Origin of the sequence: Anoxybacillus eryuanensis (genome assembly GCF_051200995.1) — a bacterium.
GTDB lineage: Bacteria > Bacillota > Bacilli > Bacillales > Anoxybacillaceae > Anoxybacillus > Anoxybacillus tengchongensis.
The window spans coordinates 1-16,642 of record NZ_JBPODS010000016.1 but is presented as its reverse complement, the minus strand read 5'-3'; the positions used below and the strand labels follow the sequence as shown (position 1 = coordinate 16,642).

General features: G+C 39.4%; 18 protein-coding genes and 1 rRNA gene. 1 reads left to right on the top strand and 18 read right to left on the bottom strand.

Annotation, left to right across the window (positions count from 1 at the left end; translation table 11 throughout):
* Positions 1-14: 14 nt before the first annotated feature.
* The 9 genes from purR to metG form a co-directional block, all read right to left on the bottom strand.
* On the bottom strand, positions 15-839 hold the full coding sequence (gene purR, locus HNQ84_RS12835) for a pur operon repressor (protein ID WP_435622354.1): 825 nt from the start codon (positions 837-839) through the stop codon (positions 15-17).
* A gap of 15 nt (positions 840-854) precedes the next feature.
* Positions 855-1,721 (bottom strand): 4-(cytidine 5'-diphospho)-2-C-methyl-D-erythritol kinase, encoded by an 867-nt coding sequence (ispE, locus tag HNQ84_RS12830; protein ID WP_435622353.1) that lies wholly within the window; start codon positions 1,719-1,721, stop codon positions 855-857.
* Positions 1,722-1,848: 127 nt separating this feature from the next.
* Positions 1,849-2,118 (bottom strand): biofilm formation stimulator Veg, encoded by a 270-nt coding sequence (veg, locus tag HNQ84_RS12825; protein WP_183244409.1) that lies wholly within the window; start codon positions 2,116-2,118, stop codon positions 1,849-1,851.
* A gap of 201 nt (positions 2,119-2,319) precedes the next feature.
* Positions 2,320-3,198 (bottom strand): sporulation peptidase YabG, encoded by an 879-nt coding sequence (yabG, locus tag HNQ84_RS12820; RefSeq protein ID WP_435622352.1) that lies wholly within the window; start codon positions 3,196-3,198, stop codon positions 2,320-2,322.
* Positions 3,199-3,272: 74 nt separating this feature from the next.
* Positions 3,273-4,160 carry a 16S rRNA (adenine(1518)-N(6)/adenine(1519)-N(6))-dimethyltransferase RsmA gene (gene rsmA / locus HNQ84_RS12815; protein ID WP_435622351.1) on the bottom strand — a complete coding sequence of 296 codons (888 nt, stop codon included), beginning with the start codon at positions 4,158-4,160 and terminating at the stop codon, positions 3,273-3,275.
* Positions 4,153-4,725 (bottom strand): ribonuclease M5, encoded by a 573-nt coding sequence (rnmV, locus tag HNQ84_RS12810; RefSeq protein WP_183244415.1) that lies wholly within the window; start codon positions 4,723-4,725, stop codon positions 4,153-4,155. Before rnmV ends, rsmA begins: the two co-directional genes overlap by 8 nt.
* A 61-nt stretch (positions 4,726-4,786) precedes the next feature.
* On the bottom strand, positions 4,787-5,980 hold the full coding sequence (locus HNQ84_RS12805; RefSeq protein ID WP_435622350.1) for a resuscitation-promoting factor: 1,194 nt from the start codon (positions 5,978-5,980) through the stop codon (positions 4,787-4,789).
* Positions 5,981-6,184: 204 nt separating this feature from the next.
* On the bottom strand, positions 6,185-6,952 hold the full coding sequence (locus HNQ84_RS12800; RefSeq protein ID WP_435622349.1) for a TatD family hydrolase: 768 nt from the start codon (positions 6,950-6,952) through the stop codon (positions 6,185-6,187).
* A 116-nt stretch (positions 6,953-7,068) separates the two neighbouring features.
* A complete protein-coding gene (metG, locus tag HNQ84_RS12795) occupies positions 7,069-9,018 on the bottom strand; it encodes a methionine--tRNA ligase (protein WP_435622348.1) in 1,950 nt (649 codons plus the stop codon).
* A gap of 492 nt (positions 9,019-9,510) precedes the next feature.
* Between metG and abrB the strand changes: the two genes are divergently transcribed.
* Complete coding sequence (abrB, locus tag HNQ84_RS12790) at positions 9,511-9,795, top strand: transition state genes transcriptional regulator AbrB (protein WP_183244424.1); 285 nt, start codon at positions 9,511-9,513, stop codon at positions 9,793-9,795.
* A 34-nt stretch (positions 9,796-9,829) separates the two neighbouring features.
* Here abrB and rsmI read toward each other — a convergent pair whose 3' ends face one another.
* The 9 genes from rsmI to rrf form a co-directional block, all read right to left on the bottom strand.
* Positions 9,830-10,696: a 16S rRNA (cytidine(1402)-2'-O)-methyltransferase gene (gene rsmI, locus HNQ84_RS12785; RefSeq protein WP_435622347.1), complete on the bottom strand. Its 867-nt coding sequence runs from the start codon at positions 10,694-10,696 to the stop codon at positions 9,830-9,832.
* A gap of 6 nt (positions 10,697-10,702) precedes the next feature.
* A complete protein-coding gene (locus tag HNQ84_RS12780) occupies positions 10,703-11,437 on the bottom strand; it encodes a tRNA1(Val) (adenine(37)-N6)-methyltransferase (protein WP_435622346.1) in 735 nt (244 codons plus the stop codon).
* A 54-nt stretch (positions 11,438-11,491) separates the two neighbouring features.
* Entirely contained in the window at positions 11,492-11,839 is a 348-nt protein-coding gene (yabA, locus tag HNQ84_RS12775; RefSeq protein WP_055441883.1) for a DNA replication initiation control protein YabA, read from the bottom strand.
* Positions 11,840-11,854: 15 nt separating this feature from the next.
* Complete coding sequence (locus HNQ84_RS12770; RefSeq protein WP_032101721.1) at positions 11,855-12,682, bottom strand: PSP1 domain-containing protein; 828 nt, start codon at positions 12,680-12,682, stop codon at positions 11,855-11,857.
* A complete protein-coding gene (gene holB, locus HNQ84_RS12765; protein WP_435622345.1) occupies positions 12,675-13,673 on the bottom strand; it encodes a DNA polymerase III subunit delta' in 999 nt (332 codons plus the stop codon). Before holB ends, HNQ84_RS12770 begins: the two co-directional genes overlap by 8 nt.
* Positions 13,674-13,683: 10 nt before the next feature.
* The gene (gene tmk / locus HNQ84_RS12760) at positions 13,684-14,313 is read right to left on the bottom strand and encodes a dTMP kinase (protein WP_183244434.1); all 630 of its coding nucleotides are present in this window, start codon (positions 14,311-14,313) and stop codon (positions 13,684-13,686) included.
* A gap of 1 nt (position 14,314) precedes the next feature.
* The gene (locus HNQ84_RS12755) at positions 14,315-15,739 is read right to left on the bottom strand and encodes an aminotransferase class I/II-fold pyridoxal phosphate-dependent enzyme (protein ID WP_435622344.1); all 1,425 of its coding nucleotides are present in this window, start codon (positions 15,737-15,739) and stop codon (positions 14,315-14,317) included.
* Between the two features lie 81 nt (positions 15,740-15,820).
* Entirely contained in the window at positions 15,821-16,003 is a 183-nt protein-coding gene (locus HNQ84_RS12750) for a sigma factor G inhibitor Gin (protein WP_435622343.1), read from the bottom strand.
* 128 nt (positions 16,004-16,131) lie between these two features.
* A 5S ribosomal RNA gene (gene rrf, locus HNQ84_RS12745) occupies positions 16,132-16,248 on the bottom strand.
* Between the last annotated feature and the right edge of the window lie 394 nt (positions 16,249-16,642).

The following is a 16,642-nucleotide window of genomic DNA, read 5'->3' as shown; positions in this document are numbered from 1 at the left end:
AAAAATCATTTTATTTATTTGACAAAATGAAAGTAGTTTCCTTCTTCTACTCTAATTTGTTTTTCTTTTACATTAACCGATGTCAGTTTCACAAGGGAAACGTATTCATCGACAAGTCGTTCTTCTGCTTCTTCCGACTCGACGAGCACACCGATACCAACAACATTGGCACGAAATTCTGCAAGCAAACTAATCATGCCATTAATCGTTCCGCCCGCTTTCATAAAATCATCTACAATTAATACGTTGGCTCCTTCTTTTAAACTTCGCTTCGATAGCACCATCGTTTGAATACGTTTCGATGAACCAGATACGTAATTGATACTGACCATTGACCCTTCCGTCACTTTACTGTCGCGACGAATAATGACGACAGGTACATTTAAAAAGCTCGCAACAGCATAGGCTAGGGGAATCCCTTTTGTTGCAACTGTCACAACAAAATCAATTTGTTCATGCGCAAACGCAGAAGCATACAATCGTCCAATTTGGTTAACGATGCGCGTATCACCAAGTAGATCAGTCATATATAAATAACCTCCTGGCAATAAACGATCGGGATCTGCTAGACGTGTACATAATTGTTGAATAAATTGTTTCGCTTCTGCTTCTGACATTTTCGGTACGTATTGTACTCCCCCTGCTGCCCCAGGAAGCGTGCGCAACAAACCGATCCCTTGTTGTTCAAATGTCTGCTTAATAATAGCCAAATCCTCGCTAATTGACGATTTCGCTGATCCGTATCGTTCCGCAAAAAAAGTAAGCGGGACGAGCTGATGTGGATGGTAAAGCAAATAATGCGTCATATCTACAAGCCGACTACTCCGCCTTAATTTCATGTAATAACCTCCTTATTATTGTTCATGCCTTTCTCCAATTAATCGAACAGCATATACGTGTTCACAAAAACCGCGCAAACCGTTATATACTCGTTGTAAACGTGAATCGTGTTGAACAAGACCAAACACAGTCGGCCCACTTCCGCTCATTAATGATACATCCGCACCAAAACGTTTCATTTGTTCTTTAATTTGCGCTACTTCAGGATGCATGTTTAATGTGACACTTTCCAATACGTTCCCAGCGAGCGCACAAATTTTTTCATAATTTTTCTCTTTAATCGCCTTAACCATGCCATCTACGTCTGGATGATGAACGGATTGTAATTGTAAATTTCGGTATACATCCGCTGTTGATACACCGATTGTTGGTTTTGCTAAAATAACCCAACATGGCGGTGGAGCCGGAATGTGCTCAATTTTTTCCCCACGTCCTCTCGCAACCGCTGTCCCCCCATATACGCAAAACGGAACATCCGATCCGATCTCCGCTCCAATTTCGGCAAGTTCATCTAAACTTAAACCTAGTCCCCAAAGTTTATTTAATCCTCGCAACGTCGCTGCTGCATCGCTACTCCCACCTGCAAGACCTGCCGCAACAGGAATATGTTTCGTGATGGAAATCGCCACACCACGTCGAACACCTAGCTTTTCTTTCAGAAGTTTAGCTGCTTGGTATGCTAAATTTCGTTCATCATCTGGCACAAAGCGATTGTGTGAAATAATTTGAATCGTATCACTATACAAATCCGTTAACTCCACACGGTCAGCTAAATCAATCGTCGTCATCACCATATTTACTTCATGGTAACCGTCTGAACGCTTATGTAATACATCGAGAGATAAATTAATTTTCGCTGGTGCTTTCACTAACAACCTCAAACTGTTCACCTACTTTTCCGACTTCGAACTCCTATCGACATTTTACCACAAAAAATAGTGAACAAATACGTGCCTTTTCCATACACATAAAAAAAGAGACCACCGATATTGGTCGCCTCCTTACCCGTCACGAATGTGAGCTACTCATCGCTATTTGTTCATCATCTAAAAATGTCAGCTGTACTGTTTCCGTCAACACGTCTGCATAACTATATGATACACGTTCAAAAGCGTTTTCTTCTTGATCCAGTTCAACAACAAATACCGACGGATATGTTTGGGCTAACACGCCGCAACGCTCGATTGTCTTTCGACGCCCACCGTTCGCTTTTAACGTCAATCTTTTACCGAGATTCGAATCCAACACTTTTTTAATTTCCGACAATGTTTTTCCCATCGTATCCACCTCACTATTAAGTAGTATAACAAACGAAGTTGAATAAGTCAAAAAATAAGAATTATATCAACAAAGAATATTTTATGTCAATACTTTTGTTTTTATTATGGGCAATAATAAAAAAATTATGTACAAAAAGTGTTAAAAAACAAAATAATATTCTTGTCTTTTTACCACGATGGCAAAAAGACAAGAAGTATGTTATGTTTGCTCATCTATCGTCCGAAATGGCATTCCCGTTCGCAAAACACCTCGCGTTTCGACGCCGCCAAGTCCCTTTTCCCCCGTTAATGTATTTCGTAGCACATCCCATACGTTAACACGATCCATAAAGGGAGTAAAGCTAATGCGTGAAACGATGTATACAGGGTCAAGCGCATGAATATTGACACGCGCAGGGGAGCTTGCAAAGTTAGCACCCGCTCGAATAAGCGATTCAAAATGAGATTGACACGCTCCAGCGAAAATCACAAGTTGATCGAGATTTGGGATTTTTTTTCGGGCCTGTTTCACCGTCTGTACGAAATATTTCGAGTGACGATAAGCTTTTAAATCATCGATCGCTCCTTTTGATTTTGAATATGCATCATGCCCAGTCACAACTAAAATATCAGGACGAACTTGTTCAAGTAGTGGAATAATGCGATCGGGCATGTCTGCTTCGTGACAATGGACGCCATATACAGGAACTCCAATTCGCTCATACAACTGCATGCATTTTCGTAAATAAAGTGGGTCACCGTCTATATGAAGCACTCGGCCTGGAAGTTGAAAAAAATCCATTTTTACTTCGTATCCACCCGTTGATTCATATTCGCTTTTTTCTCGTAACAAACGATAATCTTGACGCAATAATTTGTAGCATTGCTCAATATGTTGTTTTTCTTCTTCTTTCCGTCTCTTTTTTTCGCGTTCATCAATAACAACTAAATCGGAAAAGGGAGCATCAGCTATGAGTCGAACATCCTCTCCATATAAGATCGCTTCTTTTTCTCCCTCTTTTTCTTTAATATCAATAACCCGAAACAAAACATCACATTCATACGATCTCCGTGCAACAATGTCTCCAACTTGAATCATACACGTCCGCCCTTTCGTTTGTTTTGTTTGTAACATATGCAACGAAAGGATAGAAAGTGTAAAAAAAAGAGGCTTTAAGCCTCTCGATAAAAAATGTGATATAGTTGTTCGCTTAATTTAGCGAATTCAACCATGGTGAGCGTCTCTCCTCTGCGTTTTGGATCAATACGAGCATTTTCAAGCGCTTTTTCAATTTGTACTTTTTTCTCCTTGCCGTTTGGCAATTGGTTCATCAAATTATTTAAAATCGTTTTCCGCCGTTGTCCAAAACTCGCACGAACGACCGTAAAGAAAAAATCTTCGTTTGTAACGGAAACAGCAGGTTGTTCCCTCTTCAATAACCGAATGACTGCAGAGTCCACATTCGGTTTTGGCATAAATACAGTCCGTGGCACATGCATCACTGTTTCAGCGTGTGTATAATATTGCACAGCAATCGTCAAAGAACCATAATCTTTCGTTCCTGGTTTTGCCGCCATGCGCTCGGCTACCTCTTTTTGTAACATAACGACCATACCGCGAATAGGTAAACGATCTGTCAACAACTTCATAATAATTGGTGTCGTTACATAATACGGCAAATTGGCAACGACCATAATATCGTCCACGTCAGTTAATTGTTCCTTTATTACTTGTTGAACATCTGCTTTTAAAACATCTTCATGAATAATGGATACGTTAGGATATGGAGACAGCGTATCAGCTAAAATAGGAAGAAGCCGTTGATCAATTTCAAATGCGACTACTTTTTTTGATCGTCGCGCTAGTTGCTCTGTAAGCGCCCCAATTCCCGGTCCAATTTCAATGACACCTGTTCGTTCAGAAAGCTCGGCAAAATCAACGATGCGATGTAAAATATTTGGCTCAATCAAAAAATTTTGTCCAAGACTTTTTTTGAACGAAAACCCATATTTCTCTAAAATTCCTTTTGTACGAGTCGGTGTAGCAATATCTTTATACATGTTGTTCCTCCTGCATGACTTGCTTCATCGCTTCTATAAATTGTTCTTTTGAAATTTGAAACATTTGTAATCGTTTATGCAACTGCTTTCCGTTTGTGTACCCAATTTTTAACAATTGACCTAACCGCTCACGGCGAGCTCGTGCTAATGAACCACCAATTAATCCTGCATCGATAAGCTGTTGGAATGAAATTTCTTCTTTCGGATCAATCATTTCCTCATACACGCTCAATAGCGCTGTGCGGATAGCCTCAACAGAAGCATGCTCAACACCAAGACCTTTACCGTGTTTCCCTCGCGCTTCTTCACGCGTTAAAAATGCATGTTTGCATCCCGGGACACGTTCGGCAATTGTTTTCCGAATTTTTTCACCCGGATAATCAGGATCCGTAAAAATAATTACTCCGCGCTGTTGTTGCGCTAAACGAATACGTTCAATCGTTTCATCATTAATGGCTGCTCCATTCGTTTCAATCGTATCAGCATCCACCGCACGACGAATCGCTACTGTATCATCACGGCCTTCAACAACGATAATTTCCTTAATTTTCATAAAATCCTCCATCTCTCAATTGTTCTTCACCCATTATAACGAAAAAAACAGAGGATCGTGAAATCCTCTGTAGTTATTTTATAATTTTTATTTTCACACGTTTCGTTCCCCAGCGATATGCAGCTGATTGGTCAGGGAAAAATAAGTCAATCTTATATCCCTTTACATTCGCACCTGTATCTGCTGCAACAGCGTATCCGTATCCCTCTACGTATACTCTCGTTCCAAGCGGAATAACACGCGGATCAACAGCAATCACTTTTGCGTTTGGATTTGAACGCAAGTTGACACCCGTTGCCGTTGTACCAGAGCATCCACCACAATATGCTGTGTACGCTGTAGCAATCACGTAAAGTTCCTCAGCCGCTTCATTACCTCCACGAGAAGCTAATATTTTCGGAGCTGGTTTCGTTCCAATCGCAACAATACGATTTTTGCTTGGCTTGATCGTCTCTGTTTTAATAAGCTTTCGCGATACTTCTTTTCCGTTTTTTAGAATAACTTCATATTGCTTAGCGACAAGCCCTTTTTCTCCTTCGCTAATTACCTTTTGCTTACCTTTTTCTAGTTGTGCGTCTTTCTTTTTCACAACTGTATAATTTACTGGTTCTTCCACTACATCGGTGACTTTTTCAACTCGAACAATGTTTATTTTTGTGTTTGGTTGAATCATTTCATTCAATTTGGGTTGAACGCGATCCATCTCCCGCAATGTGATATGCTGTTTAGCTAAAAAGTCAGCGACCGTAGTCGAAGTAGACCAAACTTGTTTTTGTTTGCCGCCGTCATTTAATGTAATTGGAAATGCTTTGCTTATTACAATCTTCATGTTTTCTTGCACTTGTTCATGAACGTTCGGTGATACTTGATCGCAATCACGAAGTTCGATTTGTTGAATATGCAATACATCCTTGACAGTTTTAGCCGTCGTTCTTAATTTCTTTTCTACCCCATCAACAATGAGTACAATCGGCTTGCTGGCTTCCCATTTGACAGTCAAATGATCAACAATTTTTGTTTGTGGGGAAGGGGAGATAGCATCTTCTTGTTTTAACTTAATATTTTGTTCTTTCAATAACTCAGCAACTGTATTGGCGTGTGTACGCACTTTTTGCTCTTTTCCATTCGTATATAACGTGACTGTATCTTTTGTCCATTCATAACTTGCATATCCCGTCATGCTACATAGAGCCAAAAATCCCCCTGTAGCTAGCGCAATCTTCTTCTTTGATGCTGATTGCAATAATGTTTTTACATACGTAATCAAAATAAAAACGCCTCCTTTTCCGATAGATAACCGTGACGACCCTCCCTTTCTATGAAGCTTATTATCTATTATTCAAAATATTCTTTCATAAGGGAAGAAAGACTTGTCGACAAGCTTATTGTATGCTTGTGAAAAAAGATGTAGAACGATCACGTTTCATCTTTTCTTTAGACAAGTCTTCCAATCAATCGACACGTTTCTCTATCAAATAATGCCGAATAATCGCTTGGCGTTGTCGGACGTTTTTTGAGCAACTTCTTCAAAAGATAACCCTTTTAATTCGGCGATCGCTTCAGCAACATACTTTACATAGCTTGGTTCGTTCCGCTTTCCCCGAAACGGATGTGGCGTTAAATATGGACAGTCCGTTTCAATAAGTAGCCGATTAAGCGGAATTTCTTTTGCTACTTCTTTCGGCTTTTTCGCATTTTTAAACGTAACAGGACCGCCGAACGAAATATAAAAATTCATATCTATACATTGGCGTGCCACTTCTATACTGCCGCTAAAACAATGCATCACGCCTCCGACTTCCTCTGCGTTCTCTTCTCGTAAAATATGAACGATATCAGCAGTTGCATCACGATTATGTATAATAATCGGGAGCTTCACTTTTTTCGCTAAACGAATTTGTTTTCGAAACACTTCTTTTTGTACTTCTTTCGGTGATTGATCCCAATAATAATCTAGTCCCATTTCACCAAGTGCGACGACTTTCGGATGTGATGCTAAACGTTCAATCATAGTGAGATCTTCATCCGTCATATGAATTGCATCAACAGGATGCCATCCGACAGCTGCATAAATAAAAGAGTATTGCTCAGCTAATTTTATTGCCCGCTGAATGGTCGGGCGATCAAAACCGACAACGACAATATGTGACACACCTTCTGCACGTGCTCGCTCAATGACTTGTTCAACATCTTCGTTAAATTGTGTCGCATTTAAATGTGCATGTGTATCAAATAACATATGACCCCTCTTTTCTTCCGATGTTCAGTTTACCACACAATATCGTTACATAAATCACAGCTATATAACAATTGCATTACAAAACAGAAACAAAGAGGTGTCTTTGCAACACCTCTTTACTTTACTTTTGCTCCGTTTGGAAGTGATTCATCCACTGTTGCCAATGATAATACACCATCTTTTTCTCCTGCTAAAATCATGCCTTGTGATAACTCTCCGCGCAATTTCACAGGTTTTAAGTTCGTCACGCAAATGACCTTTTTCCCAATCAAATCTTCAGGTTTGTAGTATTTTGCAATACCTGATACAACTTGACGTTTTTCATATCCTAAATCAAGTTGCAGTTTAAGTAAGCGATCTGCTTTTGGAATCGGTTCAGCGTGAACAATTTGTGCGACGCGCAAATCTACTTTCATAAAATCATCAATTGTAATTTCGTCGCTTGTTTCCTTGCTTTGTTCTTGTTTTTCTTCTGTATTTGCTACTGTCCCTTTCATTTGTGATTGAATGTATTGTACTTCCTCTTGAACGTCTAAACGCGGAAACAGTGGTGCACCTTTCGCAACCATTCGCTCATGTTGTGAAGCGCCAAACGTTTGTAAACTATCCCAACCCATCAGCTGTTCGTCTTGAATGCCAAGTTGAGCAAACATCCGTTTTGGCGTTGCTGTTAAAAATGGTTGCAATAAAACAGCTACATAACGAAGCGACTCCGCTAAATGTGACATGACTGAAGCGAGCTGTTCATGTGCAGCTTCATCTTTCGCTAGTACCCATGGTTGTGTTTCATCAATATATTTGTTCGTGCGACTAATGAGCTGCCAAACAGCTGTTAGAGCTTGGGAAAATTGCATTTGCTCCATCGCCTCTTCATATTGTTTCACCGTATCATATGCTGTTTGCACAAGCTGTTCATCAAACGATGTATACGTACCGCTATATACAGGAATGCGACCGGCAAAATATTTTTCGATCATCGCTACCGTCCGATTTAACAAGTTTCCTAAATCGTTCGCTAAATCGTAGTTAATACGTTCGACAAAACCTTCCGGTGTAAACACACCATCTGAGCCAAACGGCACTTCACGGAGCAAATAATAACGCAACGCATCCAATCCATACCGATCAATTAACGTAACGGGATCAACGACATTTCCTTTCGATTTCGACATTTTCCCGTCTTTCATAAGCAACCAACCGTGCGCAAACACTTTTTTCGGAAGCGGAAGATCTAGGGCCATCAACATAATTGGCCAATAAATCGTATGGAAGCGAACAATCTCCTTTCCAACGAGGTGGACATCAGCAGGCCAATACGTTTTATATTTTTCGTCATTTTCTGTTCCATATCCTAGGGCAGTAATGTAGTTTGACAACGCATCAATCCATACATAAATGACGTGCTTCGGATCTCCAGGAACAGGGATACCCCAGTCAAATGTTGTTCGCGATACAGCTAAGTCTTCTAACCCAGGCTTGATGAAATTGTTGATCATTTCATTTTTACGCGATTCTGGCTGGATAAATTGCGGATTTTCTTCATAAAACGCTAATAGACGATCGACATATTTACTCATGCGGAAAAAGTACGATTGTTCCTTTACTTTCTCTACAGAACGTCCGCAGTCTGGACAATTTCCGTCAACCAGTTGCCGCTCGGTGTAAAACGATTCACACGGGGTGCAATACCATCCCTCATATTCATCTAAATAAATATCCCCTTGTTCTAAAAGGCGAGCAAAAATTTTTTCAACAACTTGTTTATGACGTTGTTCTGTTGTACGAATAAAGTCGTTATAAGAAATATCTAGTTTTTTCCAAAGTTCTTTAATCCCCGCAACAATTTCGTCGACATACTGTTGTGGAGTAACCCCTTTTTCCTCCGCTTTTCGCTGAATTTTCTGACCATGTTCATCCGTTCCTGTTAAATACATGACGTCGTAGCCGCGCATCCGTTTATATCTTGCCATTGCATCGCCAGCTACCGTCGTATAAGCATGACCGATATGTAATTTATCGCTCGGATAATAAATAGGTGTAGTAATATAAAACGTCTTTTTCGTCACTTTTACCCCTCCTTGTTGCACGTGTAGTAGAAACGCTCCCGCCCAAAGGACGAGAGCGATTACATACTTGTATTCTTGATCAATACATCTATTCCTCTTATCTCACCAAAATATACATAAAAATAGAGAGCGCTGTCAACTATTCCACATGAGATTATCGACAAATAGTAGTTTTTGTCGAATTTTGTCGAAAATATATCGACATTTTTGTCGAATTTATGTTGAATTTTGTCGAATAATCCTTATAATAAGGTTTGTATCGTCTTGAAAAGTAGTTAAAAACTGTTATGCATCTATTGTCAAATCATTTGGTTTTTGTCATTTCAACTATAATTTTGTCGAATTTTATATGCAACGACATGTAAAACATACATTTTTTTTTATTGTTGCATATAAAAGGATTGACGCTTAATGGAAAAGTTGTTATGATAAATCCATAGAGATTTTGTCGAATATTGACGAAAAAAGATGAAAAAAGGAGAGGAGAACAGTATGAAATCAACAGGTATTGTTCGTAAAGTCGACGAATTAGGTCGTGTAGTTATTCCAATTGAATTGCGCCGTACATTAGGAATCGCAGAAAAGGATGCGTTAGAAATTTATGTAGACGACGAGCGCATCATTTTGAAAAAATACAAGCCAAACATGACTTGCTTAGTAACTGGGGAAGTATCTGATGACAACTTTAAACTTGCAGATGGAAAAATCATTTTAAGCAAAGAAGGCGCAGAAGCATTATTACAAGAAATCCAAAACCTTCTTCAACAATCAAAATAAAAAGTTTCTCTAGATTTTTCTAGAGAAACTTTTTTTACTTATGGTATGCTTCATATACATCCCGTTTTGGCAATTGTCGATCTTTCGCTACTTGTTTAATTGCTTCTTTTGAAGTGTACTGCTTCGCCTCCATGTAATAGTTGACATGTTCAACAATCGTTAAATTATCCCACCATACTGATTCTTCATCCGGCATATGATTCCCTTCTACAAGAAGGCAAAACTCTCCTCGCACTTCATGATGCTCTGCCCAATGTATCACTTCTTCAATCGTTCCGCGAATAAATTGTTCGAATTTTTTTGTTAATTCACGTGCTATAGCCATTTTTCGATTCCCGAATATATGGTGCATGATCGTTAACGTTTCACGGAGACGATGCGGTGCCTCATAAAAAATAAGCGTATCTTTTATATGTTTTAATTGTTCAAGTTCTTTCTTCTTTTCTTTTTTATGACGGGATAAAAATCCGTAAAAATAAAAATGAGTTGTCGGTAGTCCAGAAGCCGTTAGCGCTGTGATGGCTGCATTCGCACCGGGAAGAGGCACAACTTTACATTGGGCTTGTAACGCTTCAACAACAAGTTCGTGACCTGGATCAGAAATGGTTGGCGTCCCTGCATCACTAACTAAGGCAACGTGTTTGCCTTGCAAAAGAGAGGCAATAATATGCTCCCCTCTCGCTTGTTTATTATGTTCATGGTAACTCACAAGCGGCGTATGAATGTCGAAATGATTCAGCAGTTTTTTCGTTTGCCGTGTATCTTCAGCCGCAATGAAATCGACCGTTCGTAACGTTTCAATCGCGCGTAACGTCATGTCCTCTAAATTGCCAATCGGCGTCGGGACAATATATAAAATCCCTTTTTCATCTTCCTCAATAAAACTTTTTTGTTCGTTCATATCATCTCATTCCCCATATAAAATATGTTTTAACTCGCTCGTGTACTCGCCATTTTGTGCATATACGACGAGAGGTGGTAATATTTTCAATCCTCTATTCCCATCTTTCGTTCCTTCAATTAAAATGGTATTCGCTTCTTTCCCTTCCTTTGGATAAACAAAACGTAAGCGCTTCGGCTCTAAACGGTATTGTCTCATTAATGTCACGATATCTAATAACCGCTCCGGCCGATGGACAAAAGCAGCTTTTCCACCTTGTTTGAGCAGTTGGCTGCTGACGCGGATAACATCCTCTAGCGTGCAATAAATTTCATGACGTGCAATAGCAAAATGTTCATTTTTATTGATCTCTTCCCCATTTGGCGTTGGAAAATAAGGAGGGTTACACGTCACGACGTCAAATTTGCTATGTCCAACATAAGCCGGCATATCTTTAATGTCACCGTGAATGATTTCAATTTGCTCTTCTAATTCGTTGTATTGTACACTTCGTTTCGCCATATCATAAATCTTTTCTTGAATTTCCACTCCAATAATTTTTCCTTTTGTTCGTTTACTTAATAGCAACGGGATGACGCCATTCCCTGTGCATAAATCGACTAAATTACCTTTTTGAATCGGGACATATACAAAATTCGCTAACAACACCGCATCAAGTGAAAACGCAAATACAGATGGGCTTTGAATAATTTTCATATCTTCTGCTAACAAATAGTCAAGCCGTTCGTCTTCACGCAACATATTTCATCCCTCTTTCTACAACAAAATAGCCTTCCAGACCATTCGTCAGAAAGGCTATTTTTTATTTAAAAATGACAAACAAAACAAGCAATCTCCATCGGTTCGCAAACTGCCGTAATGTACATTACAAATGTGAAAACCTTCTTGATACAGACGAGCTAAGTTGTCATATCCTTCACCGATATCAACTAATTTTGCCTTCGTTTGTTTTTTGCCTTGTTCCACTTTTTGCTCCGACAATTGTTCGAGCCGTCTACGCAAATGGTCATTCTCAACTTGGAGGTGATGATTTTCTTCGATTAGCTCTCCAAGATAACTTTTCAGCTCCCCTAGCTGTTTATACAAATGAGCAATTTGTTCCTCGATACTTGTTACAGATTGAAAAATCTCTTTTTTATTCACGCGCCATCCACCCCATCACTCTGTGGCTTGAGTAGGAAGAACTTTTTCTTTTATCAATTCGTCAATTGTATACTCGACCACCCGTTCTTTTTCAACTAACTCAACTTGTAGCACTCGTTCTAAAATGTTTAGTCCAACAACTTTTCCTAATCCAAGGGGAGTCTCAATCATTTCTCCTAAATCAGGTAACTGTTCTTTCGCAGTCTCATATTCGTCGTTTTCATATTTTAAACAGCACATTAATCGACCGCATAATCCTGATATTTTTGTCGGATTTAACGATAAATTTTGATCTTTCGCCATTTTTATAGAAACAGGATCGAAATCGCCTAAAAACGTTGAACAACAAAGCATACGCCCACACGGACCGATACCACCTAACATTTTCGCTTCATCGCGAACACCAATTTGTCTTAACTCAATTCTTGTACGAAAAATAGCTGCCAAATCTTTGACAAGTTCACGAAAATCAACTCGTCCATCAGCAGTAAAATAAAAAATGATTTTATTGCGATCAAATGTATATTCCACATCGACAAGCTTCATCTCTAATCCGTGTTCTTCTACTTTTTTCAAGCAAATGTCGTATGCTTCTTCTGCTGCCTTTTTATTTTCTTCTACAACAAGCTTGTCCTTTTGATCGGCCAAGCGAATTACTTTTTTTAACGGTAAAACAATATCTTTTTCATCGACTTGTTTTTTAGCTACAACAACTTTTCCGAATTCAATGCCACGAACCGTCTCAACAATAACATAATCACCATTTGAAATTGGTAAATCTCCCGGATCAAAATAATAAATCTTTCCTGCTTTTTTAAAACGAACGCCTACAACTTCATACAAACGCAGATCCCTCCCGCAACTGCAATACTAATTGTTCCATTAAAAGCTGCGGATTCATATTCGTATGCAACCGCGCTTTTGCTTGTAAAATCGCTCTCATATGTTGAGCAATTTGCTTTTCAGAATAAAGAAAACGCGACCGCTGAAATTCATTCATGCAATCATCATATGCAATTTGTTGTTCTTCCCCAAGTAATACATATAATAAGTCTTTATATAAATATAATAATAAGTCTAACCCGATATTCATTTGCTCTTTATTCGTAAAATGGGTGAGCCAATGTTGCTGAATGACAAGCAACGCTTGTACATATTGCTTGTTTAATGCTTCATATAATTGTATCACTATTTTTCGTGCTTGTGCAAACCAATCATCTTGGCTTAGCTGAAGTGCTTCTTCCAAACTGTTCGTTACTCTTGCAGCCAATATAGCTAACCCCCGCGCTACACCTTGTTGTTGTAAATAAGCGTATATTCGCTCTGTTGGCAATGGATGAAAAGAAATCACTTGACAACGTGAGACAATCGTTGGGAGTATGCGATGTAATTGCTCTGTTAATAAGATCGCTACCGTTTTCGCTGACGGTTCCTCTAAAAATTTCAATAAACTATTGGCTGCTTGAACAGTCATTTGATCAGCATGTTCAATAATATATAATTTACGGCTCGATTCAACAGCTGTTTTTGTAAACTCCTCTTGTAACTGTTCAATTTGTTGTTTTTTAATTGAATTTCCATCTGGCACAACGAGATGAACGTCTGGATGATTACCAGATTGAATGCGTCGACAGTTGACACATGCTTCACAAGGCTCATCATATACATTTGCTAAACAAAAAAGGCGTTTAGCAAATAAAAGAGCCGCTTCCTTTTTGCCTGTCCCTTTTTGTCCTTCAAATAAGTATGCATGAGCCACTCTGCCTTTTCTTATACTGTTGACGATCATTTTCGCTACATGTGGTTGATTTGTTTCGAGCATTTTCCATGACATGACGATCCTCTCACTTTCTTAACAAAGGCTCTATAAGCGCCCACACGTCTTCAAACACTTTTGTTACAGACTGCGTAGCGTCTACTTTTTTTATACGATTTGGAAAACGATCTAATAACATCATATATCCGTCACGTACTCGTTCATGAAACGCTAGCTCCTCTAAATCAAGTCGATTGACTTCTCGCAATCCATTTTCGTGAATGCGCGCTAATCCAAGAGCCGGATCAATATCGAAATAAATCGTTAATGTAGGCATCCAATTCTCAACGGCGAACGCATTAATAGCTAATATCTCATCTATCCCTAAACTGCGCGCTACACCTTGATAAGCTAGAGAACTGTCAATAAAGCGATCACAAAGAACGATCTTTCCTTCTTTCAACGCAGGAATTACTTTTTCAACTAAGTGTTGTCGCCTCGCTGCAGCATAAAGCAAAGCTTCTGTTCGCGCATCCATTCGTTCATTATGAGGATGTAAAATGATCGCACGAATTTGCTCAGCAATATCGATTCCTCCTGGCTCACGTGTCGCCACAACATCAACATGTTGTTCGGTTAAATAATCCTTTAACATGCGGACGATTGTTGTTTTCCCTGCTCCCTCGGGACCTTCAAATGAAAAAAATAAATAGTTCATATCATACCTCCTGAAACACTTCGATGTAATCTCCGTCTATATCTGTTTGAAAATAGGCATTGTTTTTCTTCAAATGTTGAATGATCTCAATATGCTGCTGTGTTACAATTTCCCCGATAAGTAAAATAGGAATCCCAGGTGGATAAGGGACGACCATTTGAGCGCAAACACACCCGATTGCATCGCGAAGCAAAATTTTTTTTGTTTGGCGACCTTTCGTCCATTCGTAACTTACTGCTTGACAATGCTTTGGTAACTGGAATTGCACTCGTTCATTTTTCGGCTTGCTACGAATAGATTGCAACGCACGCTTTATACGATTTGCGATGGCTGGTAGTTGTTTCATTTTCGCAAGCGGATAGACAAGCAATACATTATACGGATCAGCCATCTCTGTAAATATTCCATTTCTTTCTAATAATTGTTGTAACTCATATCCTGAATGTGCGCTACGTGTTTGTAACGTAATCTTTAATAAGTCTGTTCGGATAAGCGGATGTCGTGATTCCACAACATGAATTGCTTCAATTGTCTGCAATTCTTGTTTAAATAATTGAATTTGAGCGATTATTTCATCAATCGTTTCACGTGTTTGTCGCGCTACATAAGCCCGTGCCAAATCGAGCGAAGCCATAATTGGATAAGACGGGCTACTCGTTTGGAAAACTTGCAAAAAGTATCTCAACATACGTTCATCAATAAGGTCGCTATTAAAGTGTAGAAAAGATCCCATTGTCATTGCTGGAAGTGTTTTATGGGCCGATTGTACAACAATGTCGGCTCCACACTCAACAGACGATTTTGGAAAAGGTTCTCCGAGCACAAAATGAGCACCATGTGCCTCATCAACTAAAACTGGCACTCGATAAGAATGTGCCAATTGAACGATTGTTGTTAAATCAATCGCCATACCGTAATAGTTTGGATTTGTTAAAATGAGTGCAGCAGCATCAGGATGCTCGCGCAACGTATTACAAATTGTTTCAAAAGACACAAAAGACATCACTTGAACATCTTCATCAAACTCTGGGGAAATAAAAATGGGTGTTGCCCCAACAAGATGTAGCGCATGCAAAATAGATTTATGACAATTGCGTTGTACGATGACTTTTTTATTTTTTTCACACACAGCTGCAATCATAGCTAAATTACCAGCCGTAGAACCGTTAACTAAAAAATATGTACGTTTTACCCCATACAAATTTGCGGCTAACCGTTGTGCTTGTTCAATTGCTCCTGTTGGATGATGTAAATCATCTAAATGTGACAGTTCAGTTACATCTAAATGCAACAATGGCGCAAAAGAAAGAAGAGCTTCTTCATAAAACACTGCTCCATATTTATGCCCTGGTACATGAAATGAAATAGGTTGTTTTGAAGCATGTTCACATAAAAGCGTATACAAAGGGGTGTTTGTTTGATCCATCTTTATTCGCTTCCTCACTCATGTTGTTTTATACATTTATATTAAAATAAAACAGGCCCTAATCATAGTAGGGGCCTTGAGTTATGAATATATTTTATTCTCTCCTATTTTTTTCAACCGATCAACGTAAAATTTATATTTCTCATCATTCGTTTCAGTTTGAATGAGATCGTTATGACAATCCATACATATGAAATGATGAAAAACATAAATTCCATTTTTATTTTGCTCGTTACATATAATACAAGTTTTACTATAAGACATCCGTTCTCCACCTCCCGCTAACAGTTTTCCCAGTTTCATATAACAATATACTTAAAAAACAATCATTTGGTGCGAGAAGGCAAAAAAAGATAAAAGACCAAGACTAAACCGTCTTGGTCTTTTTGTTTGCCCGGCAACGTCCTACTCTCGCAGGCGGTGTCCCGCCAACTACCATCGGCGCTGGAGAGCTTAACTTCCGTGTTCGGGATGGGAACGGGTGTGACCTCTCCGCCATCGTCACCGAGCAATATATTGAAGGATGATTCCTTCAAAACTAGATAACAGGTTAAGCAGTCGCCTTCGCTTTTCGTGATGTCTAGCTGCGGCTCCTAGCCCCTTGAACCGCTTCAGTCCTGCTGTGGCGGCAACAGCCTCCTCGCAGGCCTTTCGCGTTCTTCGTGGCTGAACAGTCGCCTTCGCTTTTCGTGATGTCTAGCTTCGAACTAACATCCTCCTACGCCTTTCGCTTTTTCCGTTCGACGTGCACGCACGTCTTCGTCAAAAGCTCTCGGCTCCGTCGGACGTTTCCTTGGCTTCGCCAAGGACCGTTCTCCGCTTTTCTTATGTGTTTAGTTAAGTCCTCGATCGATTAGTATCCGTCAGCTGCACGTGTCGCCACGCTTCCACCTCGGACCTATC

Excerpts from the sequence above, each read along its gene's own strand:
- holB (WP_435622345.1), bottom strand. The coding sequence starts at position 13,673 with ATGTCATGGAAAATGCTCGAAACAAATCAACCACATGTAGCGAAAATG.
- tmk (WP_183244434.1), bottom strand. The coding sequence starts at position 14,313 with ATGAACTATTTATTTTTTTCATTTGAAGGTCCCGAGGGAGCAGGGAAA.
- yabG (WP_435622352.1), bottom strand. The coding sequence starts at position 3,198 with ATGATTCAAGTTGGAGACATTGTTGCACGGAGATCGTATGAATGTGAT.
- rsmI (WP_435622347.1), bottom strand. The coding sequence starts at position 10,696 with ATGAACGAACAAAAAAGTTTTATTGAGGAAGATGAAAAAGGGATTTTA.
- HNQ84_RS12755 (WP_435622344.1), bottom strand. The coding sequence starts at position 15,739 with ATGGATCAAACAAACACCCCTTTGTATACGCTTTTATGTGAACATGCT.
- HNQ84_RS12800 (WP_435622349.1), bottom strand. The coding sequence starts at position 6,952 with ATGTTATTTGATACACATGCACATTTAAATGCGACACAATTTAACGAA.
- abrB (WP_183244424.1), top strand. The coding sequence starts at position 9,511 with ATGAAATCAACAGGTATTGTTCGTAAAGTCGACGAATTAGGTCGTGTA.
- veg (WP_183244409.1), bottom strand. The coding sequence starts at position 2,118 with ATGGGAAAAACATTGTCGGAAATTAAAAAAGTGTTGGATTCGAATCTC.
- HNQ84_RS12780 (WP_435622346.1), bottom strand. The coding sequence starts at position 11,437 with ATGTTGCGTGAAGACGAACGGCTTGACTATTTGTTAGCAGAAGATATG.
- purR (WP_435622354.1), bottom strand. The coding sequence starts at position 839 with ATGAAATTAAGGCGGAGTAGTCGGCTTGTAGATATGACGCATTATTTG.
- HNQ84_RS12750 (WP_435622343.1), bottom strand. The coding sequence starts at position 16,003 with ATGTCTTATAGTAAAACTTGTATTATATGTAACGAGCAAAATAAAAAT.
- rnmV (WP_183244415.1), bottom strand. The coding sequence starts at position 4,725 with ATGGAGGATTTTATGAAAATTAAGGAAATTATCGTTGTTGAAGGCCGT.
- rsmA (WP_435622351.1), bottom strand. The coding sequence starts at position 4,160 with ATGTATAAAGATATTGCTACACCGACTCGTACAAAAGGAATTTTAGAG.